Here is a 25,230-nt window from a genome sequence, read left to right as displayed (position 1 = left end):
CTAAATACATGGAAAGAAAATGTAAGGGGTTTAATTTCTCTAACTATCTTATATTGAATGATTTCCTATAAGAAGAAAGGAGTTGGTAACTTGCCTCTTCGTTCGCACTCTGAACGGCTAATGGGAACAACTATCACGATTTCATTAGTAGATGAGCGGGCAGAAATCCTGCTTCAGGGCGCTTTTGACTTGCTCAAGGAGCTCGAATACCGCTTCAACGCCAATAGTCAAGAATCCGAACTGATGGAAATCAACTACAAGGCTGGAATCGCACCTGTTAAGGTTCATCCTGACCTATTTGAACTGATTGCTCTTGGACTAGAGCACAGCCTAGCTCCCTCTAGCCATCTAAATATCAGTATCGGTCCCTTGATTCAAACCTGGCGAATCGGATTTGCAGATGCACGGCTTCCAGACTCTAAAGAAATCGAAGCTGTCTTGCCTCTAGTTGACCCGCATTTTATCAAGTTGGATCCGACTAACTCTACTGTTTTTTTAAAGAAGAAAGGAATGAAGCTTGATTTAGGTTGTTTAGCCAAGGGCTATAGTGCAGATAAGGTTGCCCAGTATTTGAAAGAACACGGTGTCACCTCTGCACTGATCAATCTCGGAGGAAATATCCTCACCATCGGGAATAACCAAGCCAAAGAAGGGAAAGCCTGGCAGATTGGGATTCAAGATCCGCGAAATCCTCGTGGCAACCATCTCCTAACCATTCCTGCTTCTAACAAATCCGTTGTCACTTCAGGTATCTATGAACGCCACCTGACAGTAGATGGAAAAGACTATCACCATATCTTTGATAGTGAGACAGGATTCCCTGTCGAAACCGATCTTGCTAGCCTAACGATTATCTCTGATAAATCCGTTGATGGTGAGATTTGGACAACCCGCCTATTTGGAGAACGTAGCGCTTCTATCCTCTGGCAAGTCGAAAGTTTAGATGGTATCGAAGCCATTCTCATCGACAAAGAGGGACGCCTTGCATGTTCTTCAGGCCTTCAAAATTGTATTATGTAAAAAGAGAAAGGAAATCTCATGCTAAAACTTATTGCCATTGTTGGAACGAACTCTAAACGTTCTACAAACCGCCAATTGCTCCAATACATGCAAAAACACTTTGCGGATAAAGCTGAAATTGAACTCGTTGAAATCAAGGATATCCCTGTTTTCAACAAACCAGCAGATAAGCAACTTCCAGCTGAAATTCTTGAGATTGCTGCTAAAATTGAAGCATCTGACGGTGTGATTATCGGTACTCCTGAGTACGACCACTCTATCCCTGCAGTTTTGATGAGCGCTCTTGCTTGGCTATCTTACGGTATCTACCCACTTTTGAACAAACCAATCATGATCACTGGTGCTTCCTATGGTACACTTGGTTCATCTCGTGCCCAATTGCAACTTCGTCAAATCTTGAATGCTCCTGAAATCAAGGCAAATGTTCTTCCAGATGAATTCTTGCTCTCACACTCTCTTCAAGCATTTAACCCAAGTGGTGACTTGGTTGACCTTGATGTCATCAAGAAATTGGATGCCATTTTTGATGACTTCCGTATCTTCGTGAAGATTACTGAAAAATTGCGCAATGCACAAGAATTGCTTCGCAAAGATGCAGAAGAATTTGACTGGGAAAATTTGTAAGATAGGAGACCGAAAGAATGAAATTTGTTGGACTTGTTGGATCAAACTACGATCAATCATATAACCGCAAACTCTTGGAATTTATTCGTCGCAATTTCAAATTCAAATTTGAATTAGAAGTCCTTGAAATCGACGAAGTTCCAATGTTTAACCAAGACGAAAAATGGGACGAAAGCTTCCAATTGCGTTTCTTGTATAACAAGATTACACGTGCTGATGGTGTTATTATCGCTACTCCTGAGCACAACCACACTATCTCAGCTTCACTTAAATCTGTACTTGAATGGCTTTCATACGAAGTTCATCCATTTGAAAACAAGCCTGTTATGATTGTGGGTGCATCATACTATGACCAAGGAACATCACGTGCCCAAGTTCACCTTCGTAAAATCCTTGACGCTCCAGGTGTCAATGCCTACACGCTTCCAGGTAACGAATTCCTTCTTGGTAAAGCTAAGGAAGCTTTTGATAACGATGGAAATATCACCAACGAAGGCACTGTTAAATTCCTTGAAACTTGCTTAGATAACTTTGTAAAATACGTAGGAGTCGTTTCGAAATTGAAAAAACCAAAACCAATCGAACCAGAAGACTTGGATTGTGGAAAACCAATCGCTACAACCATCACAGAAGTTGATCCTGACGATCCAGAATGGGTAGAAAAAGTTGCTGCAATCACTGGCGCTGTTTCTGGTGATACCTATGTCAAATTGGACCACGGTATCTTGACAGTTAACCAAATCGATATGTTCTTGAAAGCTATGCCATTTGAATTGACATACGCTGACGACAACAACCAATTCCTCTACTACAACAACGCTCACCAAGATCCAGACACCATGTTTGCCAAACGTGTGCCACCTCAATCAGGTAGCCGTATGTCGACTGTTCACAATTCTCTTCCACCAGCACGTATGAAGAACGTGGAGTGGGTTATCGGAACACTTCGCAACGGAAACCAAGAATACGTCCGTACTATCGTTCCAGGTTCTCCTGCAGGTGTCATCAACACCCATAACTACCAAGCAATGTACTATCCTGATGGATCATACGCTGGTATCAATGAAATCGTGTTTAACTTCCAACTATGGCTTGACTGGTACCTAAAAGAAACTGGTCAACGTTTGGTAGGTGGTAGCGGACCATTTGCCCCTGCTGCTGGAGGTCATGGAGACGCTGATGCAACTTCTGGCGCTTCTGATTCAGGTGATGCTGGAGGCCACGGTGGTGACGCTGACGCTACTTCTGGTGCAAGCAACTAAGAAACCAAAAAGGAGCCACTTGGCTCCTTCTTTTTTATTGCAAAAGAAAAGGGGAATGTAAATCATCTACAACCCCTTTCATTTTATGAGTTAGGATCATCTATACTACGGCCGTGTAAACCTTTTTCACGTTGTACCTGACGTAGTTTTTCTGGTGTAACGTCATTTCCTTCCTCGTCCACAATTTTAATTCCTTCAATGTGGTGACGAACAGAACGACGATAGCCTTCGATGTACTCCTCACGAAGTTTAGCTTGTTCCACTTTTTCAGCAGAAGTTAAGCCTTCTGTTTTTTTCTTTTTGGCAAGCTCGTTGATACGAGCGATTTTTTTCGGATCCATTTCTTCTCCTTTGTGATAAGGTTTAATCCGTTTAACAGATTTTATTTTTTATTTGGTATTAATTTGATTGAAACGTGCAAGTTTAGCGGCTTTCTTGGTTAATTGCGACAAGATAGCCAAGCGATTTTGTCGGACAGTCTGATCTTCGGCCATTACCATGGTATTATCAAAGAAAGCATCAATAATTGGGCTAAGCGCAAAGAGTTGTTCTAATTGCTGACTTGCGGTCCCTGACAAAACGAGTGATTCTACGGCTTCTGCCAAGGCTTTTTCTTCTTCATTTTCAAAAAGAGCAGGATCAACAGTATCAGATTCTTCTGCTTTCTCAGCCAAATTGAAAGCACGTGAGAGGGATTCGACAGATGGTTTGAAGTCTTTTTTCTTGCTTGCTTCGACAAGAGAACTTGCTGTTTCTAGCATATCCGCCACAACAAAGTTTGAACCTGCGAGAACTGCTTCCTTAATGTCTTTTGGAGTAGAACCCATCATCTTATCAACACGAGCCTTGATAAAGTCCATGACTTCTGCTTTATTTTCATAAGTCAAGCTGTCAAATTTCAAAGTATAAAGGCTATCGATCAGCTCATCCATAGCAATGTGCCAACCAAAGGCATCCAAGATACGAACCACACCTTGCGTCGCACGACGAAGGGCATAAGGGTCATTAGAACCTGAAGGAATCAAGCCTACTGAGAAGAAACTCAAAATCGTATCCAATTTGTCTGCAATGGCTAGAATGGCTCCAATCTTGCTCTCTGGGAGAGCTCCGTCCGCTGATGTAGGCATGTAGTGTTCACGAATAGCAGCCGCAACTGCTGGAGTTTCTCCAGCAAGAAGAGCATATTTCTCACCCATAATTCCTTGGAGCTCATCAAACTCACCCACCATCCCCGTCAACAAGTCAAATTTGTAAATAGCTGCTGCACGAGCAAGGTCAACCGTTTCATCCACTGACAAGCCAGCCTTTTCTGCCAAGAGAATGGCAATCTGACCAGTACGAATCATGTGTTCACGAAGAGAACCAATCTTTTCGTGGAAGGTCACATGGTTCAATTTTTCAACAAGGTCAGAAATAACCAATTTTTGGTCTTCACGCCAGAAGAATTCTCCGTCTTCCAAGCGGGCAACTAAGACTTTTTCATTTCCCTTGATGACATTTTCCAAATGCTCTGCATTTCCGTTACGGACTGAAATGAAGTTTGGCAAGAGCTTGCCATCTTGATCACGAACAACGAAGTAACGTTGGTGTTCTTTCATCGAAGTCACCAAAACTTCTTCTGGAACTTCAAGGTATTTGGCATCAAAACTTCCCATAAAGGCAGTTGGGTATTCAACCAAGTTCAAGACTTCGTTCAGCAAGTCGACATCAATTTCGATACGTACGCCATGTTCAGCTTCGATTGCCTTGATTTGGTCAACAATCATTTGCTCACGTTCACGAGGATCTGCGATTACAAACTGGCTACGAAGGTCTTCTTCATAGCTCAATGCTGACTGAATCTTGGTTTCTTGTCCCAAGAAACGATGACCGCGACTCACACGACCGCCCTTGATATCAAGGAAATCCAAATCAAACTCTTCTTCATCTAAAAGAACAGTCAAAGTGTGAACAGGGCGGATATATTCAAAAGTGTTGTTAGCCCAGTGCATGCTGACAGGGAAAGTTAGTGACTTCAAGACGTCTACTACACCTGGAACAATGGATTCAACTGGTTGGCCCACTTCTTCCTTGGTAACATAGACATATTCTTCACCCTTGATTTCACGGAATTCAATATCTTCAACCGTCAAGCCTTTTCCACGGACAAATCCTTGAGCTGCTTTGGTGAAGTTTCCATCACTATCCAAGGCGATTTTCTTTGCTGGTCCCTTGAAATCTTCTGTCAAATCAGATTGCTTGTCTGCAAGCCCAGTCACACGAACAGCCAAACGACGTGGTGTTGAGAAGGTTTGAATGGCTTCAAAAGACAGGCGATTTTCCTTGAGAAATGCTGCCATTTTTTCGCCTAGTTGTTTTTCACTAGGAGTTACTACGTAGGCTGGTAACTCTTCAAGACCGAGTTCTACTAATAAGTTTTTTGTCATGTTTTTTCCTTCACATTTTCTTCAATCTTTTTTGATATGCACCTTAGGTACTGGGGACGTCGCTAACTAACTTTTGTGAGTCTGTAAGGAAATCTTATACCAAATAAACTAAGATTTCCAACAGTCTCATCAAAGTGGATTTAGCTGACTGATTTTTGAACCCAAGGTTTCAAAAATCCCCACACAACAGTACGGCGGCGCCATATCCCTCTAGCAAGTCTTCGACTTGCCTCTAACGATTTTAGAGCACAGTATTACTTACTATTCTGCGTCTTCTGCTAAGAGTTTAGCTCGTGTTGCTTCATCCAAAAGTGGATAGCCTAGGCGTTTGCGTTCTGCGACAAAGGTTTTGGCTACGACACGGGCTAAGTTACGGATACGTGCGATATAACCTGCGCGCTCCGTTACAGATACGGCACCACGCGCGTCAAGCAAGTTAAAGGTATGTGAACATTTGAGAACATAGTCATAGGCAGGGTGAACCAAGCCCTCTTCCAAGGCACGACCAGCTTCTTTTTCAAATTTATCAAAGTTTTCCAGCAACATTTCTTGATCCGAAATTTCAAACGAATATTTTGAGTGCTCGTACTCAGGCTGGATAAAGATTTCTCCGTATTTAACACCATCAGCCCACTCGATATCATAGACCGAGTCCACTTCCTGAATATAAGAAGCCAAGCGTTCCAAACCATAGGTAACTTCCGCAGTCACAGGACCTGTTGCCAATCCACCAACTTGTTGGAAATAAGTGAATTGAGTGATTTCCATCCCATCAAGCCACACTTCCCAACCGAGACCAGCTGAACCAGTAGATGGGTTTTCCCAGTTATCTTCAACGAAGCGGATATCGTGTTCCAAAGGGTTGATTCCCAATTTTTCTAAAGACTCAAGGTACAGTTCTTGGATATTTGATGGAGAAGGCTTCATGACCACTTGGAATTGGTGGTGTTGGTAAAGACGGTTAGGGTTTTCTCCGTAACGACCGTCAGCAGGACGACGTGATGGCTCTACATAAGCCGCATTCCATGGCTCAGGCCCAATAGCACGAAGGAAAGTGTAAGGGCTCATTGTCCCCGCACCTTTTTCATTATCATAAGCCTGCATGAGCATACAACCTTGGTCATTCCAAAACTGTTGCAAAGTAAGGATGATTTCCTGGAAAGTCAATTTTTTAGACATTATTTACTCCTTTTTTTATAAATTACTTGCGACACGAGTCTGCCTCGTCGATTATCCGAGGCAAGACGAGTTAGTACTGCGTCTAGCTCAGCACCCTAGTGCTGAACGTGGGGCAGCCCGACTGTAAGGAGGTCTCTGCCACTGACGCAGTGAAATGTTAATTTCTTAGACATTGTTTACTCCTTTAATTTATATTATCTTTTTGGATTTATTCATCAAGCAACCAAGAAAAAGCTGGGTCCTGAAAAATATGACGTTTAGGAACAGTTTGTAAATTCTGATTGCATTCATCTACTGTACCCAATTTCAAAGCACAAACTTCTGGTACATCTTCTTGAATAGTGAAAATTTGACTGTGACAGTTCTGGCAGTAATAGCGTTGTTTCCCTGGAGATGAACTATAAGTAACTAAATTCTTTTCTCCATACAATACTAAATTTTTGCTGCTAACTTTGGCATTCACTGTATAGGCAGACGCAGTTGCTTTCCGACAGAATGAGCAATGACAAAAAACTAATTCCGACAATTCCTCATCTAAAGTGTAGGTCACTGCTTTGCATAAACAAGATCCTTTAAGCATTATGCTCCTTTCTACTTAGGTACTAGACGAAATTCAAAAAGAACCGAATTTCAACACCCAAGCCTTGCGACTAGGGGCGTCATAAACGCGGTTCCACCCTAATTTATTACTTCATTGTTTTTAAAAATACGACAGAAAGCGCCAGTTTCTTAGCTTGTTCTACTTGGCTCCCACTGTCCCAAGCTCGCTTGAAGAACGCCATAAGACTTTCTTTCCTGTTGAATATTATATCAGAAAGGTACGAAATTTACAATTCTTTTTCTTACTTTCTAAAAATCCATCTCATCTACACGTGGTGCACCAGAAGTCACAGAAATACTCTTTAAGATTTCTCGCTCTTCTTTGCTGAGTTCAATCCCAAAACAGTCAAGATTGCTCTGGATGCGAGAGGCTGTTACGGACTTAGGTAGAGGTAAGAAGCCTTCTGATAAACTCCAAGCCAAGGCGATTTGAGCTACTGACTTCCCATGCTTTGCAGCAATTTCTTGGACTTCCTTCTGTTCAAACAACTCCCCTTGCCCAAATGGTCCCCATGCCTCTAGGAGAATTCCCTTCTCTCTACAGCAGGAAACTACTTCTTCTTGATAAACCCCTGGCGCTAAGCGCACCTGATTAACCGCTGGAATGACTCTTGCTGTCTCAAGCAAAGCATCCAGATGATGAGGGAGAAAATTGCTAACTCCGATAGCACGAATCTTGCCTTCTTTGTAAAGATCCTCCATCGCTCTCCAGACTTCAGCATTGCGAGTTTTCCATTCGTCGTTTTCTCTTAGTGGTTTTGGATTTGGCCAATGGATAAGGTACAAATCTAGATAGTCCAATCCTAGTTTTTCCATTGATTGCTCAAAAGCATGGCAAGCTGCTTCATAGCTGTGATTGGTATTCCAAAGTTTGGTCGTTACAAAGATTTCTTGACGTGAAATACCGCTATTCCGAATAGCACGACCAACACTCTCCTCATTTTTATAGATAGTTGCCGTATCGATATGACGATAACCAGCCTTTAAGGCTTCTAAAACGGCTTGATAGGCGACTTCTCCATTTTCAGCTTTCCATGTTCCAAATCCTAAAACTGGGATTGAAACTCCATTATTAAGGGTGTATGATTTCATCGTTTTTCCTTTCTATGTGAAGAAAATCTAAAGAAACATTGCCTGATTGCCAGAACACTTGCTCCTTTAGATTTTACCAATTATTGATCACGGTCATAATACATTTCGTGAGCTTTCAAGCGAGAATTAAGCATTTCCGGAACAGTCACAAATGTATAACCTTGCTCTTTCAGATATTCTATAATCTTTGGAAGAGCATTAACTGTAGCGCCGTGAATATCATGCATAAGAACAATCGATCCATTACGAACTTGATGCTGAATCTCTGTTAAAATAGCAGATTCATTCTTGCTCTTCCAGTCCAAACTATCTACATTCCACATGATAAAACTCAAATCCAGACTATTACGAATATCATCTGTAATCGCTCCGTAAGGAGGTCGCATAAGTTTAGAACTCGAACCTAAAACTTTGGTCAAGGAATCTTCTGTATCCGTGATTTGTTTTTTAGCATCTTCCAGAGACAATTTGGAAAGAACGGGATGATCCCAGCTATGGTTTCCTACAACATGGCCTTCTGATTTCATTCGTTTTAGAAGATCTTCGTTGCCAGCAATGTTTTTACCAAGTACAAAGAAAGTCGCCTTTACATTGTACTTAGCTAATGTATCCAAAGCTTGTGTAGTTGTAGATGGATTTGGACCATCGTCAAAGGTCAAGGCTACAACTTTTTTATTTTTCTGAGCAAAGTAAACCTGGTAAAGCTCAGCATCCTTTTCTAATAGATAAGAGGACTCCAATACATCAAAGAAACTGGATATTGGTAAAGCAATTTCCTCCAGAGTCTCCCCTGAGTTCGCTGGATAAAGGATGAGTTGACTATCTTTATAATCAAAGCTCCAAGACGTCAATTCTTGGTCTGTGAAGTTTTTTAGAACCTGATCAATTTTTGTCTGGTCAAGTTTCTTATCTTCTAGGGTTGCTTTGATTTGACTCAGCAAGAGTTCCTTAGCCTTGGTCGCATCTTTGAAAAGTTGACTAAGAGTAAAAGTTTTACCGTCTTCTGTCAAGAAAATTTTTCCTAAAGAAGTCTTTTCTTTTTCTTCAACCTTTGCTGCAGACAAATCGTAAACTTGCTTACTAATATTACGAGCCACAACTCCCTTTAGGACGGGATCCAACTGCTCCGTATAATAAAAAACCAAATCCTCTTTATCTTCTAGCTTTTCTTTGATATCCTGGTTGATCTTTTCTCTAACAGATGCAATGACTTCCTCTCCTTGAAGAGGGTAGTAGGCAATCACTTCAGCTTGATCTTTTCGGAAATGGTCTTTCTGACTGCCTGCTTTGAATTGTTGATCTTTTTCACTTTTTAGCGCTTCAATTTTTTGTTCATAGGATTGCTTCTGTAGAATCTTGTAACCAATGGCACCACCTAGGCAGATCATAGCAAGACCTAAGATTCCAACAAGGGAAAGCAATCTACTTCTCTTTTTATCGTGGGAAACACGTTTCTCTCTATTTTTCTTCATACCTCCATCATATCAAATCAGAACTATAATTTCAATGATAAATCGATATTCTTCTATTTTTGAAAGAAATAATAAAAAGCCTAGATGATCTAAGCTTTTCAGGTATTAGAAGCGAATCGCTTCACGTGTTTTTTCATAAGAAGAAACAAAGCGATTTGTGACTCCTGGTTCTGCAACTTCCAAGGCCTGAGAAATCTTCTCAAATGATGCCTTGTAGTCAAATTCTTTTTCAAAAATTTCAAGTGCTTCATTGAAAGCTTGCTGGATACGCTCATCAAATGAACGATAACGGTTTGAATACTGCAAGAGTTGCTCCGTCAAGGTCGCGTATTGAACAATATTGTAGGTTTCTGTTTCAAGAGCCTCCATGTCATGGGTCGCAATTTCAAGAATTCGTTTAACTGATTCAATATTAACTTGTGCTTGTTCTAACTCTGCCATCAGATCTTCTGTGTTATGGCTTGCAGTGAAGAAAAGTTTCAAGAAACTTTGAGGAATACCCGGCAAGTTTCTCTTCTCCATGTAACGTTTGATAGTATGCAAACGGTTCACATAGACATTTGCTTTTTGACGAGCATTGATGTCATCTTTTTCGATTTGAGCTAGGCGTTCACTAACAGAAACTTGTTCGTCTTCAATGTCTTTTAGATTACTTTGAAGTGAACTAAGCTGCTCCTCTAAAACAGAGTAGGCTTGAGTAGGTTCTGTCTGATCTTCAGTTGCCTCTGTGATCGCTGTATCAAGCCCTGACAATTCAGCTTGAAGACGGCGGACATGGTTCCCATCACTTTCTGGGAGAAGATAAGTTTTATTCAAGCGTTCAAGGTCTTGAACCAAAACCTGATTATTTTCTTTCAAGTGATTGAGGTAGGTTGGAAGCGTTGAAAGGAGACTTTCAACTACTTTTTGAGCTGCAATTTCGCGAGTGAAGATATCGTAGAGCGCATTAATCTCTTCTTGGATTTGTGTATTTTCATACTCTGCATTATCCAATTCCAACTGACGGATATTTTCTTGATTATTTTTCAAGGATTCATGTAAAAGTTGGAAGCGTGACTCGATGTCCGTTTCAGTGAAGTGATAATTAGCATCCAAGAGTTTACGGTAGCCTTCCTCCAAATCTTCCAATTGTTCTGGAAGTTCTGTTGACAAAGTCTTCACGAGAGATGGAACACGATCAACGATATGTGTCAAAGCGAGAATATGATTTTCAGTTGAATCAAGAATTGCTGCTGCTTCAACTGGGTCACCTGAAGAGTTCAAGGTTACAAATTGAGAAAACTCTGACTGGATATTTTCCAATTGTTTCTCAATTTCAGGAAGGGCTTTACCATACTGTTCCGAATTTTCTGCTACGGTATGTTGCAGAGTTTCAAATAAGTCCAAAGCATGCAGAACACGTCCGCTATTCTTAGACTCTTGTTTTTCAAGCTCTGAAAGCGCATTGCGAATCGCCGCAATGTCTTCTTCAATTAAATCAATTTGACTTTCGATTTGATCGATTTGGTGAGTCGCTTTGAAAAAGCGAAAAGAATTATTATAGCCTTCAGCCTCAAACAGGTTATTTTCAATATCAGCAAATGAGTTAAGGGATAAATCAACCCATTTTTGATTCCATTCACGGAAGGTTACCTGACTTTGACCAATCAAATGCATGTTTTTAACCGCTTCAACCTCATCATTTACAGGAAGGTTGTAGAGTTCTTCTTTTCTTTCTTCGAGGGCCGTCAATCTACTTACATTACGCTTACGTAGGAAGATTGCCGCTACATAAGCCAGAATCAAAATGACTGCAATCGCAACCATTAGATAAATTAGTTGTCCATTAGACATATCAAACTCCTTTTATACTAGAAACAATCGTATTGATTATATCATATTTTTTAGGTCATGGGAACTATTTCCCACATTTTTTAGACGTCAAGGGTACTGTAAACGGCATTTTCTTCGATAAATTCACGGCGAGGTTCAACTCGGTCACCCATCAACATATCAAAGATTTTATCAGCTTCTGCTGCATCATCTACCGAAACACGCGCCATCAAGCGATGTTCTGGATCCATGGTTGTTTCCCACAATTGGTGGTCATCCATTTCTCCCAGACCTTTATATCGTTGGATGGTTGGTTTTGAACGCCCTTCACTGTGACGTGCTAAGGCTTCTTGGAGTTTAATTTCTTGATCTGCACCAGGTTGAATGTATTCTTTGATCTCACTTCCAACTTTAACCCCATAGATTGGCGGTTGGGCAATGTAGACATATCCAGCTTCTAGAATTGGTTTCATGTAGCGGTAAATCAATGTTAGCAAGAGGGTTCGAATGTGGGCTCCATCGACATCGGCATCAGTCATCAAAACGAGTTTTTGGTAACGAGCCTTAGTGACATCAAATTCTGCACCAAATCCTGTTCCCATGGCTGTAAAGAGACTCCGAATTTCTTCGTTGGCAAGGATTTTATCCATGCTAGCCTTTTCAACGTTCAAGATTTTACCACGAATTGGCAAGATAGCTTGGAATTCACGGTTACGACCAGATTTAGCTGACCCACCAGCTGAGTCTCCCTCAACGATAAAGAGTTCTGTTTCAGCAGGGTTATTTGAAGAACAGTCTGCTAGTTTTCCTGGAAGATTGGAAATTTCCAAACCAGATTTCTTGCGAGTGACTTCGCGCGCACGCTTGGCAGCTACACGAGCCTTGGCAGCCAAAATCCCTTTTTCCACGATGCGCTTGGCAATCTGCGGATTCTCCATGAGGAAATCAGAGAAGGCATCGCTGAAAAGACGATTGGTGATCTTAACCACTTCGCTATTTCCCAGTTTGGTCTTGGTTTGTCCTTCAAACTGCGGATTTGGATGCTTGACAGAGATTACTGCAGTCAAGCCTTCGCGAACATCTTCCCCTGTCAGGTTGTCTTCATTGTCTTTCAGTAACTTATTTTTACGAGCATAATCGTTGATAACGCGAGTTAGTGCCGTACGGAAACCTTGCTCATGCGTACCACCTTCATGGGTGTGAATGTTATTGGCGAAACTCATGACATTCTCATGGTAACCCGTTGTGTACTGCATTGCTACTTCAACGGTAATATCATCCATCTCACCATCGGTGTAGATTGGTGTATCAAAGATAACATCCTTATTCTCATTGATATATTCAACGTAACTAGCAATCCCACCTTCATAATGGTAATGCTTGGTTTGTTCCAAACCTTCGCGCTTATCTGTTATTGAGATTCGAAGACCTCGGTTCAAAAAGGCTAGTTCTTGAATACGTTTGTTTAATTTGTCAAAATCAAAGGTCGTTGTTTCTGTAAAAATCTCTGGGTCTGGTGTGAAATGAACAGTTGTTCCAGTTTTATCCGTATCTCCAACCACCTCAAGATCAGCAACAACATGACCACGACGGTATTCTTGGTAATGAATCTTACCGTTTTTGTGAACATGAACATCTAGTTGCGTTGAAAGAGCGTTTACTACTGATGAACCTACCCCGTGGAGACCACCTGATACCTTATATCCGCCACCGCCGAATTTTCCTCCAGCGTGAAGGACTGTAAAGACGGTCTCAACAGCGGGACGTCCTGTCTTTTCCTGAATGTCAACAGGAATTCCACGACCATCATCCACAACAGTGATGGAATTATCTGGCTCAATAAAGACTTGGATATGACTGGCAAATCCAGCCAGGGCTTCGTCAATTGAGTTATCAACAATTTCCCATACTAGATGGTGAAGACCTTCTTTTGAAGTCGATCCAATATACATACCTGGACGCATACGAACGGCTTCCAGCCCCTCCAAAACTTGAATTTGACTGGCATCGTAATCCTGTGCCTGTTGATTTTTGATTTCTTCTGTCATTTTTTCCCTTTTCTTACATGTCTATTGCTTGTCTCAATGTCGCAACGTTATTAAAAAGATAGGCATCTAAGCCAGCAGCTTTACCTGCTTCTACATCAATATTTCTGTCACCAATGACCAAACCAGATGTAATATGATATTTATCACGTAAATAAATCATGGACTCAGGATCTGGTTTTCGTTTGAAGCCTGAACTGGCAGTCACTACTTCTGTGAAGTAGTTCGCTATCTGGGTCTTAGCAAGAAGTTCTAGCACTTGGTCATTTCGATGAGAAACTAAGAAATGACGACCGCCCTTGTCAGAAATGTCTTTGAGTAGCTCAGGAATTCCCTCAAACAAGACTGGGTGCTCTAGCTCACGCGCTTCATTTTCTTTGTAGTTTTCTAAAAAATCCTCGATGTTTGGGGCAAACTTCTCGATGGCAAAAGCTGTCGAAACCTTCAAGGCTTCGTAAACACGGTCGTGTTCTTGCTCTATTCCATATTGGGCTAAGGTTTCTACAAAGGCTGCTGTAGAAGTCTCATAATTATCCAATAGGGTACCACCTAAATCCCATATGTAGTCGTGATATTTCATACCCTTCATTATACCATTTTTTTACGAAAAAAGCGATGATTTCCTAGTTTTTTCCAAGTAAAAAACGAGAGTCTAGCTCTCGTTTTACTGTTGATTTCCAAAGACATCTCGATAGAGCATGCCGTCTCGTAAACTTTCGGCATCTCCTCCCAATTGCTCTACCAACTCATAGGCAAAGGCAAGGGCAGTTGACGGTCCTCGGCTGGTTGTTAGATTGCCATCTACAACCACTGTTTCCTTTCGGTAAATTCCGTCACTGATGTTCTCCTGAACACCGTCATAACAGGTGAAGTGCTTGTCTTTCAGGACACCTGCTTGATGGAGGGCGATTGGGGCTGCACAGATGGCCGCAATTTTCTTTCCAGATTGGTTAAAGGCTTGAATCTCAGAAATGAGCGCTTGATTATCTCGTAGGTGAGCTGACCCAGGCATGCCACCTGGAAGAACTACCAAGTCATAGTCGGATAAATCACCATCAAAGACACGGTCGGCTTTTACCTGAATGCCATGTGATCCTGTCATCTGCTCTTCAAATCCTACCATATCACAGGAAATGTTTGCTCGACGCAAAACATCAACTACTGTCAAGGCTTCAATTTCTTCAAAGCCATTTGCTAAGATAACTGCAACTTTTGCCATAGTGGCCTCCTTATTTGATTTGTTTTAGGACGACTTTCTTTCGCTTGAGTGGAACTTTTCCACTTTTCTCTTCTGCTAGGTTGGTCTGGTAACTCATAGACAAGAGGAGACCGACTCCGATGAGGTTACTAATAATAGCGGAGCCCCCTTGAGAGATGAAAGGCAGAGGAATCCCTGTCAAAGGAAGTAAGCCTGTCATAGCACCGATATTTTCAAAAATATGGAAGAGTAACATCATGATAAAGCCAGTCGAAATGTAGGTGTAGAACTGGTTATTTGATCTGAGCGTAATCTTCAACATTCGATAGATGAGAAGTAAGTATAAAGCGATGACAAAGACCGAACCAATAAAGCCAAAATCTTCAGCAATCACTGTGAAAATCATATCACTTTCACGTACTGGAATAAGGAGATTGGACACATTGAAACCTTGTCCAAACAAGCCACCACTTCCAATAGCAATTTGTCCCTGCGCCTGTTGGTAAGTCGTTGTTTGCGCAAAGTCAAAGGGATTGAGCCAGGCCAAGATGCGGTTGATCTGGTAGGTTGGCATCCCAATCTGATGCAAGAAGGCACGTCCATCCTTGCTTATAAAGATGGCCATGAAGCCTGCAAATGCAGTCACCCCTGTTACAAAAACTGGAATGATAATCTTCCACGAAACACCTGAAAGGAGAACCATGCCTGCAAAAATAGCTACGAAGACCAAGGCAGTCCCTAAGTCACTTTGTAGAGCTAAAAGGACCAGCACTGGGATAGTAAAGGCAATCATCCAACCAATCAATAGGAAATCCAAGGGAATAGTCCGTCGCCATTCCTTGTGTTTTTGAGTGAATTGTACAATGACTCGAGCCAATATCAAGATGTAGGAAATCTTCATGAACTCAGATGGTTGAAAGAGCGTGGTTCCACCTATTGACACCCAGTTTTTAGCACCTGTAGAAGCTACCAAACTCGGATTGTAAAAAACAAGTGGGAGAACCATCAAGGCCAACCCTAAGCCATAAAGATAAGGAGTCACCTTCCATAAAAACTCGGTATTGAAGAACATGACGACAAACCCAATGACAAGACCCAAGACAATCCAAGCGATTTGCTGACCTAGAATTGGAAGTACATTATTGGGATAGTCATGGCTAACTGCTATATAAATAGCCACTACTCCAATCACCAGTAGACAAAACACTGGTAGGAGGAGGCTATAATCGACTCGAGAGTCGAAGGAACGTTTCATATTTTTTACCTTTTCTCTTTCTTGGATTTTTCTTTCATTCTATTGCGACGGGATTGGAGAAAATCTGCTACTGCAGACTCTAGCTTTTCTCTAGAAAGGACTCGAACATCCCTTTCTTTTGACAAGGTTTGAGCGATTTGTTTGCCATAACGCTTGCTGACGACACGACTGTCTAAGATTAGAGCAATCGAACCTTGGTCAGATCGTCTAACAGTACGGCCCAGGGCTTGTTTTAGTCGAATGATTGCCATCGGCAACTGATAATCATAGAAGGGATTTTTCCCTTCTTGACGCAGTTCTTGGTTTAATTTTTTGGTTAACGGTTCTTGGGGATTTTGGAAAGGCAATCTCGGAATCACTTGGATAACACATGGATGTGTTGAAAAATCAACCCCTTCCCAGAAACTACCTGTTCCAAGCAAGATTTGGCGCTCGCCTTTTTCAAAACGTTTTTTCAGTTGGCTTGATTCCCCATTTTTATACTGAGCTAGATGCGGTTGGTCGAGCAGGTCCGAAACTGCCAGCAACATTTCTTTTGAGGTAAACAAAACCAATAAGGGTTCTTGAAAGGCTTGTAAGCTTCGAATGACAGAAGCCACTTCACTAGCATAGTCAACAGGCGGAACTTCTGTCACAAGAGGAAAGTCATCGACTAGAAAGACTTCTTGTTGCTCCTGCTTTGATACATCAAGTCTAACAAGTGGAGCATCAGGAAAGCCCAATAAATCTGCTAGGGAAACCCGATTGCTGATTTCAAGAGTGGCCGATACTCCTAGGAGCCTACAATCTTCTGGCAATAAATCTGCTAGTATAAAGCGGCCTTTTTTGCTTGAACAAATCAAAACGTCCTTGCTAGACTTCTCAGTTGCAGCAAGCCAAAATTCACGGTCCGATGTGAAAAAATTTGCAATTTCTCTATACTCTGGGAGAGCTAATTCCGAAAAATGCTGGCGCAACTCTTCAAGAGAATCCAACCACTTTCCATTCTTCAGACCTGACTGATAGTGCTCCATCAAGTAACGACATTCAAAGCCGATACTCTCAAGCAAGCGTTTCTGAACCAAATTCTCCACTGGCTCTATGGACTTTTCAATTTGAGTTACAAGATCCTCAAGACGATAAGCCTGCTGGGCTAGATTTTCAAGGGCTAGCAGCATTTTTTGAGCTTCATCCAAAATTACCAAACGGTTGTCGACAAACTCTGGATTGTCTTCCAAACGAGTGACCAGATAGGCATGATTGGTCAGAAGAATACGACTGGTCTTGACCTTTTCCTGCCCTCGTTTCCAAAAATCCTCTGTAGCAAATAAACTTTTCCTTGAAAGCTTGCCATCGTGGACTAGTTCTGGCAGAAAGTGCTGGTAGCGATAAAGCTGCTCGATTTCGTCCAAGTCACCTGTCTCTGTCTCTGTTAGCCAGATGAGCAGTTGCATTTTAAAGCGTGTAAAAAGGCGATTGGACTCTGATCGATGGAGAACTCTGTGAAAGGCATCCAGTTTTAAATAATTTTGAGGACCCTTGAGACTATGAATCTCCAGATGGAAGACCTCTTTTAAGCGCTGACCTTCTTCTTGCATGATTTGATTTTGAAGAATTTTGGTCGGAACACTCACTAGAATCCCTGCTTGACTCTCCGAGTTCAAAGCTGGGAGGATATAGCCGTATGTCTTGCCGAGTCCCGTTTGAGCTTGGATAAAGGAAGTCTGGTGTTCTTCCAATAATTGCTCAACCTTCTCCGCAAATCCCAACTGTTGCGGACGCTCCTCCAGCCCCAATAAAGAAATGTTTTTAGCAAAGTCTTTGGATAACTTTCGTGGGACTAAGCCTTTGCTTTCCTTTCTCAGGAAAAGCCCATGGAGTTCTATCAATTCTGGAGAAGCAAGGAGAGATTGCTGCTGGTAAACCTCTTCAATCACCAGATAACTTTCATAGAGAAGGTTGTCTGCAAGGTTTAACAAGCTTTCTAAAAGCCCTTTAGGTATCTCAAAAAGTTTTTGACGCATGTAAAGCAAGAGTTCAGCTGTTGCCTGAGCATCTGACAGGGCAGTATGGGCATGTTCCAGCTCAATGCCCAACTCTTGACAAAGGATACCTAGATTGTATTTTTCAAACTGAGGATATAAAACTTGGGCTAACTCAACAGTATCCACCCGCGGTGTGCGCAATTCATATCCTTCAAAAAAGAGGAATTCTGCAAGAAGGTTAGCATCAAACTGTACATTGTGCGCAACAAAAATACCGTCCTTAACCAATTCAAAAATTTTTCCAGCCACCTGAGAAAACTCTGGCGCTGCAGCCAAACGCTGATCGGTCAGACCTGTTAATTCTTTGATATGAGAATCCAAGGGTTCGTGGGGATTGACATCAGTCGCATACTGATCGATGATTTCACCATTCTCAATCACCACAATGCCTACTTGAATAATTTTTGCCTTGCTTCCGGTGCTGGTCGCCTCTAAATCAACGACCACATACCGATCATTTCTCGCATTCATCATTAAAAATTATATCAAAAAAAGCATGATTTGACACCCCTCAACTTTGATAACAATCTCGCTTTTCTTTTGAGTTTGAGTAAAAATCAAGACCTTAAAAGTGAGAATTCCTCGTAAGTTCAGCAGTTGATTGCTGGTTCTGAGGTATTTGAAAACCTTATCAACAAACCTACATCAACATAAAAAGACAACCAAGGTATTAGCTGCCTTTTTGAGATATTTTTTTCATTGTTTTCGGAAGAGTTTTACTAATTTCGGTAGGCAAGACAAGGTAATTTTCTTGAGCTAGTTCTTGCGCGATAGCTGAATGAAGGTGAGTCGCTACCACCACTCTCTCATAGAGACTGACTTGGTGAAACTGACCTGCAAAACCAGCAATCATCCCAGCTAGAGTATCTCCCATCCCACCAGTTGCTTGATAGGGGCCTCCAACCTGTAACTGATAATATTCAGACTGACCAGCTTGCCAGATACGAGTCGCTGGACCTTTCTCGACAAGAATCGTTCCTTGAGGGAAAGAAGTCAAAGCACTAGCTGTTGTACCTTCGTTTTGTTTTTCAATCGTAATTCCAGACAGTTTTTCCCACTCCTTTTGGTGGGGAGTTAGGATAAGCTGGCTAGAAGGAAATGACAGACTTATCCTAGCGAGAATAGTCAAGGCACCTCCGTCTACAATCAAAATCTGATTCTGTCTTAAGCTAGCAAAGACCTGTTTGACTAGTTCTTCTCCAAAAGTATCGTCTCGTAAACCAGGTCCCAATAAGACAACTTCTGCCCTCTCCAATTGCTCTTTTAACAATTGCTGATCTTGAAGAGAGAAGGCCATAGCCTCAGGTAAATGACTGTGTAGAGCAAGGATATTTTCCCTATCTGTTCCAACGGTCACCAATCCTGCACCACTTTTTACAGCTGCCAAGGCAGTCATGATGATGGCTCCACCATAAGGATAGATCCCACCAAGCAAGAGCAGACGGCCATAGTCTCCTTTATGACTGGTACGAGAACGTTCAATAATGACTTTTTCTAGTAAGGCTTGATCAATCACTTTCATCGTTTTTTCCTCTCTATTCATTATACTATAAAGTTTATTGACCTTGCATCTTAAACATAAATCTCTTCCTTCATATAGAAAAAGAGGGGACAAAGCCCCTCTACGAAATATCTCTTTTTTCAAAGTCAATTAATTTCTTTTTTACTTTTTGCGACAAAGATAGCAGATAGAGCTAGTCCAACACTTGCCAAGAAAATAGCTGTTTCTGACTGTTTCTCACCAGTTTCTGGCAATCTCTTGTCTTCTTTGGCAATTTGAACTGGTGCTCCTGAAGTCTGAGTTTTTTCTAACGAACTTAGCTTGAACTCTGGTTTCTCTACTGTCGGTGCTGCCTGGTCGCCTACTGTTGATAAGGGACCTGTGTAAGCTGGGAGCTCATGTTTCAAGGCCATAACGGAGTTGACTCCGCCCTGGAACTCTGGTTTTTCTACTGTAGGTGCGGATTGGTCACCTACTGTTGATAATGGGCCTGTGTACTCTGGAAGCTCATGTACCAAGGCTTCAACTGCATTGACACCACCTTGGAACTCAGGTTTCTCTACCATTGGAGCAGCTTGGTCACCTACTGTTGCTAGCAGGCCTGTGTATTCTGGCAATTCATGCACTAGAGCCATCACTGCATTGACACCACCTGTGAACTCAGGAACTTCAAGCACGGGTGCTGGTTCTTCACCCTTACTTGATTGAACAGCTTCTTCCGTTAATTCTTGATAGAAGCTCGCCAATTCATAAAACTCAGCCTTGCCACCTTCCCAGACTAATTTGACGTCTAGAAGAGAGCCACCATTTCGGATAGCGAAGGTTTGGAGGCTTGATGTAATGGCACCGAGGTCTAGCCAACTGTCTTGACCATCCTTGAGTGTTCTAGCAAGAACACGTGCTTTCGCTCCTTCAGGAAGACTGGAAACGAGACGAAGGTGGTTGGCATTGGTTGGCTCAGATAAGTGATACACCAATTCGCCCTTGTCTTTTTCAGACTTGTAGCTGGTCAAGACTTTGCCGTCTACAAGATTATTATAAAGATTCCCTTGGCTTTCTCCACTACTTCCTTCTACTGTTGGATCATTGATTGGTTTGACAAATTCGCCATCATTGATGACCAATTCTGTAAAGCCTATAAAACGAGCATCATAGTCTGCAGTATAGAGAACACGGAGATAGTTCGCTTTGACTGGTGTCGTCAATTCACCTTCGATGTAGCGATTTCCTGGCATCTTAGAATCATGTATCCAACCATCTGTCAATGAATCGTCGTGTTGGCTATTAGCCACACCATCTCCCACTGTCACGACATCTGTCCAAGTTTTACCATCTTGGCTGACTTGAATTTTACCATCACGAAGGTAGTTTTGAGTTCCGTCTTGAATGTAGGCTCTGATTTTCTTAATCGTGCGTTCGCTACCAAGTTTCAAGGTTACATGACCATCTTTATGGGCATAGTCTGAAAACTCAACGAAGTTGTTATAAACACCGTCAAATAGTTGATCTAGATTGTTCAGTTTACGAACATCATTGCTTCCGTATGTTGGATGAATGCCCATTGTTGTTGATTCTAGTTTAGTTGGTTGGACTTCTTTGGTAGTTACTAGGAGTGAAGTAGATGGAACAGCTTGTTCCTGATCTGTTTTATTGACCAGACGAACATAACGTACCAAGTGGGTTGCGACAGATCTGTCTTTCAACTGGCTAGCTGACGTCCACTCTTGCGCATTTGCAGAATACTCTAGGCTAAGAGCAGGGTTGGCTTGGCCTTGGAGCTGGATGCTCTTGACCTGATGGATACGGTCAAGCTTCATACCTAGATAGCTATGAGCAGGGAGTTTGGTTCCAGCTGGAATTTGAAGCTCGTAACTGCCCAAGCTATCCACTACTGGTGTTTCCTTCAAGGCATCCACGTTGGTGTCTGTTAAGTCAAGATTTGGACTATCGACATCTACTGTAAATTCCGCAATTCTCCACCACTTATTTAAGGTTTGTGTATTGCGAATGCGAACAAAACGAGTTGTAAATTCTTGCACAATATCAGAAGTTCGTTGCCCTGATAAATTTTGAAGCGTTGTCCAATTTGTACCATCTGCAGAATATTCGATGACACCAGATGCTAGTTTGTCTCGTTCCCCTTGCATCAGATGAACTCGTTTTACTTTGTGCAGTCCACCTAAGTCCATTTGTACCCAGGCTTGCGCTGGTGTGACATTGGTCTGATCAACATGTGCCATCATGGATTCTGTGTTTTCTCGACCATCTTGCATCTGAACAACACTTGTTCCATATTTGTAAACAAGGTTTGGACTTAAACTAATAGTGCCCCTAACCTTCTTACTACCCAATTCTAGGGGTCTGTTAACAGCAATTTCACGCATGGCAAGCCAAGCATTATCCTTCTTAGCTGTTGCTATCATACGAACAGCTTGAGCTGTGATATCGAGGTCATTAAATTCCAGAATACGTTCTCTACCAGTATAAGCGGGGCTCGTTATGGCTACCCATTCTCCATGTTCATTTTGATATTCAACAAGAGCATTACTAAAGGTATAATTATCGGCCGTATTAGTACCCGTAGCGAAACCTAATTTGTGTATTTTAATTGCCTTATTAAAGCGCAAGCCTATATAATCGCCTCTCTCAATCACAATGGTTGTTTTGGCAATCACATGTGTATCAAAGTCACCATCTGTGACTTCTTTCAATCCGCCTTCTATTCCAGCACGATTCGTAATAAATGTTGTCACAAATTTATCTGGATTCAACATTGCTTGGATATGTAAGGCTAAGTATTCTTTGAGATTATTGATAAATGGTCGAATATGTTGGACACCAAATTCTGCGTATTCATAATGGTCAACGTAAAAGAAGGCATACTTAACTGACTGGTCATAATGTTTGACTCCGGCCTGATAATACTCCCACACCTTGGCATCATTCTTTTCAGTAAGACCTTCTGTAGCTGTTAGGAAAGCTTCAAGCGCGTTCATTTGATCTACTGTATTCTCTAACCAATAGTGAATTTGTTCGATTAATTTCTGATCACCTTTTTCTTTAAGTAATAGAGCATTGGCTTTCAAACCAGCAAAAATTTCCCTCAACTCTTTTCTTTCAGTATCCAGATTTTGACCAGATTTGAGTTTGTTATAGAATTCTGTCAATTTTGGAGCCAATTCTACAGACTCTTCTAATTTAGTGACATGGGGAGGTCTATTTTGATTGCGCATGTGTTTTCCGAGTTCTCGAAAAGCCTTCGAAACACTGCTTTCTTCAAAATGATCATTAACTACATAGTTAAAGGCCATATCGTTGATTTGTTCTGCTTCTTCTACACTTCTCCATTGTTTCCATCCATACTGAGCCATATCAAAAAGTGCCACTTTAGATGCTTCAGATTGTTGCATTGGATTTAGCATAATTCCTTGTGCAAGTGATAAATCAACATTTGGATGTAAGAATTTTTCACCACCTCCAAGAATTAGGTGGGGTTTTGTATTATCATTACATGGCCAGTTAATCCAGAACTGAATTGGACGGTAAGTCTTACCACCTTCTGTTAAATTTTTCTTTAAGTTCGTTAAGAATGTTTGGTCAACAGCCCCCCAGACCTTTCCACCAGTAAGAGTTAAATGGACATTTTCAGGAAGATGTTCATTCAAGGTTCGAAGTTCAGCTTCAGTTCCTTGCCCCATGTACCAAGCAGGAACAAAAATCATATCTTTACGGAGACCACTGTATGTTGTTTGTTTTTCAGTCAACCAATTTGTGATATCCTTCATCAAGCGAACATAACTATGGTAACCACCAACTGGGCTTGGTGCATCATCTGCAAGCACACCAAATTCACGCACTCCCACGTCCAACAACTGAGTAAACTTAGCCTTTATGGTTGCAAGATCAGCCTGGTAATGCGCTTCATTGCCAAAGCGGATACGATTGTTCATAAATGGATGGATGGTCCAAACATAACGTGTTTTCGTTTGATTACCGACACGTGCAAGTTCTCGGATTTCAGCCAGTTTTTCTTCTGGGTAAAGTTCACGCCATTTCTTATTGTGGTATGGATCATCTTTTGGTGCGAAATAGTATTGAGTTAACTTCAATTCACTTCCATAACGCATCAATTCTTTACGATTTTCATTAGACCATGGATTTCCATAGTAACCTTCGATAAACCCACGGTTCTTGATTTCAGCGTAATCTTCCACTGTCACATTGCGAAGGACTGGCACTTGACTTTCCTTGAGCATATGTTTCAAGGTTGTCAAACCATAAAAGACCGCATCTGTGTCTTTTCCGACGATGGAGATAGAGTTGTCCTTGATGGTCAGAGCATAAGCATCAATTTTGTCAAAGAGACCTGCGGAAACCTTGGACAAGTTTTGTTCTGCTTGTGAACCTTGTCCATGCACTCCAAGATAGATATTAGTTGCGCCAGAAACGGCCGTTTTACTAGTTTTGTAAGATACTTGATTGTCCTGCAAAACGCTCTTCAAGCGATTGCGAGTATAGATATCGAGTTGATCGCCCATTACCAGATTGACTTGCTTACGAAGGGCTGTGACACCTTCTCCATAAGTCACTTTTTGTGGAGTTGGAAAGACCTTGTACTCTTTTTTGAGATAGTCTGAGCTCTTGCTAGCAGCTTCAATACTGGCTTCGCTAGCTGGTTTGCTTGCCGTAAATTGATTGGCCAATTCAACTGTTCCATCACCTGTTTGCTCTACTTTTGGAGTTTCAGGTGTAATTGGTTGACTAGGTTTAGCGATTTCTTTATCATTTTGTCCTCCACTCATGGCTTCAGACGGCTTTGTTTCATTCTCTGGAATTCCAGGTTCTTCAGCTGGTTTAAGATTATTTGTCGAATCAGTAGAACCAATCGTTCCTGTAGTTTCTCCATTTCCAACTGTCGAGCTAGCTTCCTTCCCAGCATTTTCTTCTGCTTTCTTCAAAACTGCTGCAAGTTCATCAGGTAACTTTTCCAATGGCTGAGCTTGAGTTATAGTTCCCTCTTTATCTCCTACACTACCTGTTTCTGCTGCCTCTACTAAATTAACACCAAAGATACTGGCACCAATCATAATAGAAGCTACTCCAATAGCGAATTTACGAATACTGTAATGACAACGTTTATTGAAAAAATTTTTATCCATCTTTATCTTATCTCCTTTCATCCAAACACGAAAGTAAACGATTCCATTTTTACTAGTAAAGACGGAGAGGCCTAATCAGTCCTCTCCATCTCTTCAACTCATTTATCGATGTGATTTTTTATCATCGACCAAGCTATACCAATAGGATAGCATTAGACGCACAAACTAATCCTCTTTTCGTTTTGCAGTTAACAGGGCTGCTGACAAGGCCAAGCTAACACCTGCCAAGAAAATGGCTGTTTCAGATTCTCCCTCACCTGTTTCTGGTAATCTATTTTGCTCTTCTTTTACTACTGAAACATTTGGTTTTATAGTCTGGTCATGAGCTAATAGCTCTACTGGATAATCTGGTTTTTCAAGAACAGGCGCTTCCTCATTTCCTACCGTGGCTAGAACACCATGATACTCTGGAAGTTTATGTTCTAGAGCCATTACAGCATTAACGCCACCCTTAAATTCAGGTTTCTCAACGCTTGGTGCCGCTTGATCTCCTACAGTAGCAAGAGTTCCTGTGTATTCTGGAACTTCGTTTACTGCTGCTTCTACAAAGTTAGCACCACC

General features: G+C 41.6%; 17 protein-coding genes and 2 pseudogenes. 3 read left to right on the top strand and 16 right to left on the bottom strand.

What is annotated here, in order from left to right; translation table 11 throughout:
- Positions 1-90 precede the first annotated feature (90 nt).
- Genes MK403_RS00165 through MK403_RS00155 form a run of 3 tightly spaced genes read left to right on the top strand, consistent with a single transcriptional unit; the run spans position 91 to position 2,906 of the window.
- Positions 91-1,020, top strand: a complete 930-nt coding sequence (locus MK403_RS00165) for an FAD:protein FMN transferase (protein WP_268708683.1) — start codon at positions 91-93, stop codon at positions 1,018-1,020.
- 18 nt (positions 1,021-1,038) lie between these two features.
- Complete coding sequence (locus MK403_RS00160) at positions 1,039-1,644, top strand: NADPH-dependent FMN reductase (protein ID WP_000915933.1); 606 nt, start codon at positions 1,039-1,041, stop codon at positions 1,642-1,644.
- Between the two features lie 17 nt (positions 1,645-1,661).
- Positions 1,662-2,906, top strand: a complete 1,245-nt coding sequence (locus MK403_RS00155; RefSeq protein WP_268708567.1) for an NAD(P)H-dependent oxidoreductase — start codon at positions 1,662-1,664, stop codon at positions 2,904-2,906.
- An 83-nt stretch (positions 2,907-2,989) separates the two neighbouring features.
- Here the strand turns inward: MK403_RS00155 and MK403_RS00150 are convergent, their stop codons facing one another.
- From MK403_RS00150 to MK403_RS00075, 16 genes and pseudogenes are all read right to left on the bottom strand, one after another.
- Positions 2,990-3,247 (bottom strand): DUF896 family protein, encoded by a 258-nt coding sequence (locus MK403_RS00150; RefSeq protein WP_000371290.1) that lies wholly within the window; start codon positions 3,245-3,247, stop codon positions 2,990-2,992.
- A gap of 48 nt (positions 3,248-3,295) precedes the next feature.
- Positions 3,296-5,332 (bottom strand): glycine--tRNA ligase subunit beta, encoded by a 2,037-nt coding sequence (gene glyS / locus MK403_RS00145; RefSeq protein ID WP_268708566.1) that lies wholly within the window; start codon positions 5,330-5,332, stop codon positions 3,296-3,298.
- 261 nt (positions 5,333-5,593) lie between these two features.
- Complete coding sequence (gene glyQ / locus MK403_RS00140) at positions 5,594-6,511, bottom strand: glycine--tRNA ligase subunit alpha (RefSeq protein ID WP_000038733.1); 918 nt, start codon at positions 6,509-6,511, stop codon at positions 5,594-5,596.
- 208 nt (positions 6,512-6,719) lie between these two features.
- Positions 6,720-7,091 (bottom strand): GFA family protein, encoded by a 372-nt coding sequence (locus MK403_RS00135; RefSeq protein WP_268708565.1) that lies wholly within the window; start codon positions 7,089-7,091, stop codon positions 6,720-6,722.
- A gap of 269 nt (positions 7,092-7,360) precedes the next feature.
- Positions 7,361-8,203: an aldo/keto reductase gene (locus MK403_RS00130; protein ID WP_268708564.1), complete on the bottom strand. Its 843-nt coding sequence runs from the start codon at positions 8,201-8,203 to the stop codon at positions 7,361-7,363.
- A gap of 80 nt (positions 8,204-8,283) precedes the next feature.
- A complete protein-coding gene (gene pgdA, locus MK403_RS00125) occupies positions 8,284-9,675 on the bottom strand; it encodes a peptidoglycan-N-acetylglucosamine deacetylase PgdA (protein ID WP_268708563.1) in 1,392 nt (463 codons plus the stop codon).
- Positions 9,676-9,780: 105 nt separating this feature from the next.
- Positions 9,781-11,508: a septation ring formation regulator EzrA gene (ezrA, locus tag MK403_RS00120; RefSeq protein WP_268708562.1), complete on the bottom strand. Its 1,728-nt coding sequence runs from the start codon at positions 11,506-11,508 to the stop codon at positions 9,781-9,783.
- 80 nt (positions 11,509-11,588) lie between these two features.
- Positions 11,589-13,535 carry a DNA topoisomerase (ATP-hydrolyzing) subunit B gene (gene gyrB / locus MK403_RS00115; RefSeq protein ID WP_000134070.1) on the bottom strand — a complete coding sequence of 649 codons (1,947 nt, stop codon included), beginning with the start codon at positions 13,533-13,535 and terminating at the stop codon, positions 11,589-11,591.
- A 13-nt stretch (positions 13,536-13,548) separates the two neighbouring features.
- A complete protein-coding gene (locus MK403_RS00110; protein WP_326845895.1) occupies positions 13,549-14,112 on the bottom strand; it encodes an HAD-IA family hydrolase in 564 nt (187 codons plus the stop codon).
- An 84-nt stretch (positions 14,113-14,196) separates the two neighbouring features.
- Entirely contained in the window at positions 14,197-14,751 is a 555-nt protein-coding gene (locus MK403_RS00105; protein WP_268708561.1) for a DJ-1 family glyoxalase III, read from the bottom strand.
- A gap of 10 nt (positions 14,752-14,761) precedes the next feature.
- Positions 14,762-15,985 carry an FtsW/RodA/SpoVE family cell cycle protein gene (locus MK403_RS00100; protein WP_268708560.1) on the bottom strand — a complete coding sequence of 408 codons (1,224 nt, stop codon included), beginning with the start codon at positions 15,983-15,985 and terminating at the stop codon, positions 14,762-14,764.
- A 5-nt stretch (positions 15,986-15,990) separates the two neighbouring features.
- Positions 15,991-18,480, bottom strand: a complete 2,490-nt coding sequence (locus MK403_RS00095) for a bifunctional DnaQ family exonuclease/ATP-dependent helicase (protein ID WP_412080610.1) — start codon at positions 18,478-18,480, stop codon at positions 15,991-15,993.
- Between the two features lie 199 nt (positions 18,481-18,679).
- Complete coding sequence (locus MK403_RS00090) at positions 18,680-19,531, bottom strand: NAD(P)H-hydrate dehydratase (RefSeq protein WP_268708558.1); 852 nt, start codon at positions 19,529-19,531, stop codon at positions 18,680-18,682.
- Between the two features lie 125 nt (positions 19,532-19,656).
- Positions 19,657-24,411, bottom strand: a pseudogene (locus tag MK403_RS00085) (SIALI-17 repeat-containing surface protein); the annotation flags it as partial.
- 150 nt (positions 24,412-24,561) lie between these two features.
- Positions 24,562-24,669 (bottom strand): annotated as a pseudogene (locus MK403_RS00080) (YSIRK-type signal peptide-containing protein); the annotation flags it as partial.
- Positions 24,670-24,834: 165 nt separating this feature from the next.
- Positions 24,835-25,230, bottom strand: a 396-nt coding sequence (locus MK403_RS00075) for an SIALI-17 repeat-containing surface protein (protein WP_268708557.1), incomplete at its 5' end; no start/stop codon positions are given.

The sequence above is a fragment of the Streptococcus oralis genome, from assembly GCF_026782285.1.
In the GTDB taxonomy this organism is placed as follows: Bacteria; Bacillota; Bacilli; order Lactobacillales; family Streptococcaceae; genus Streptococcus; species Streptococcus oralis_CG.
The sequence above is the reverse complement of the archived record's forward strand: the minus strand, read 5'-3'. Positions and strand labels throughout refer to the sequence as shown.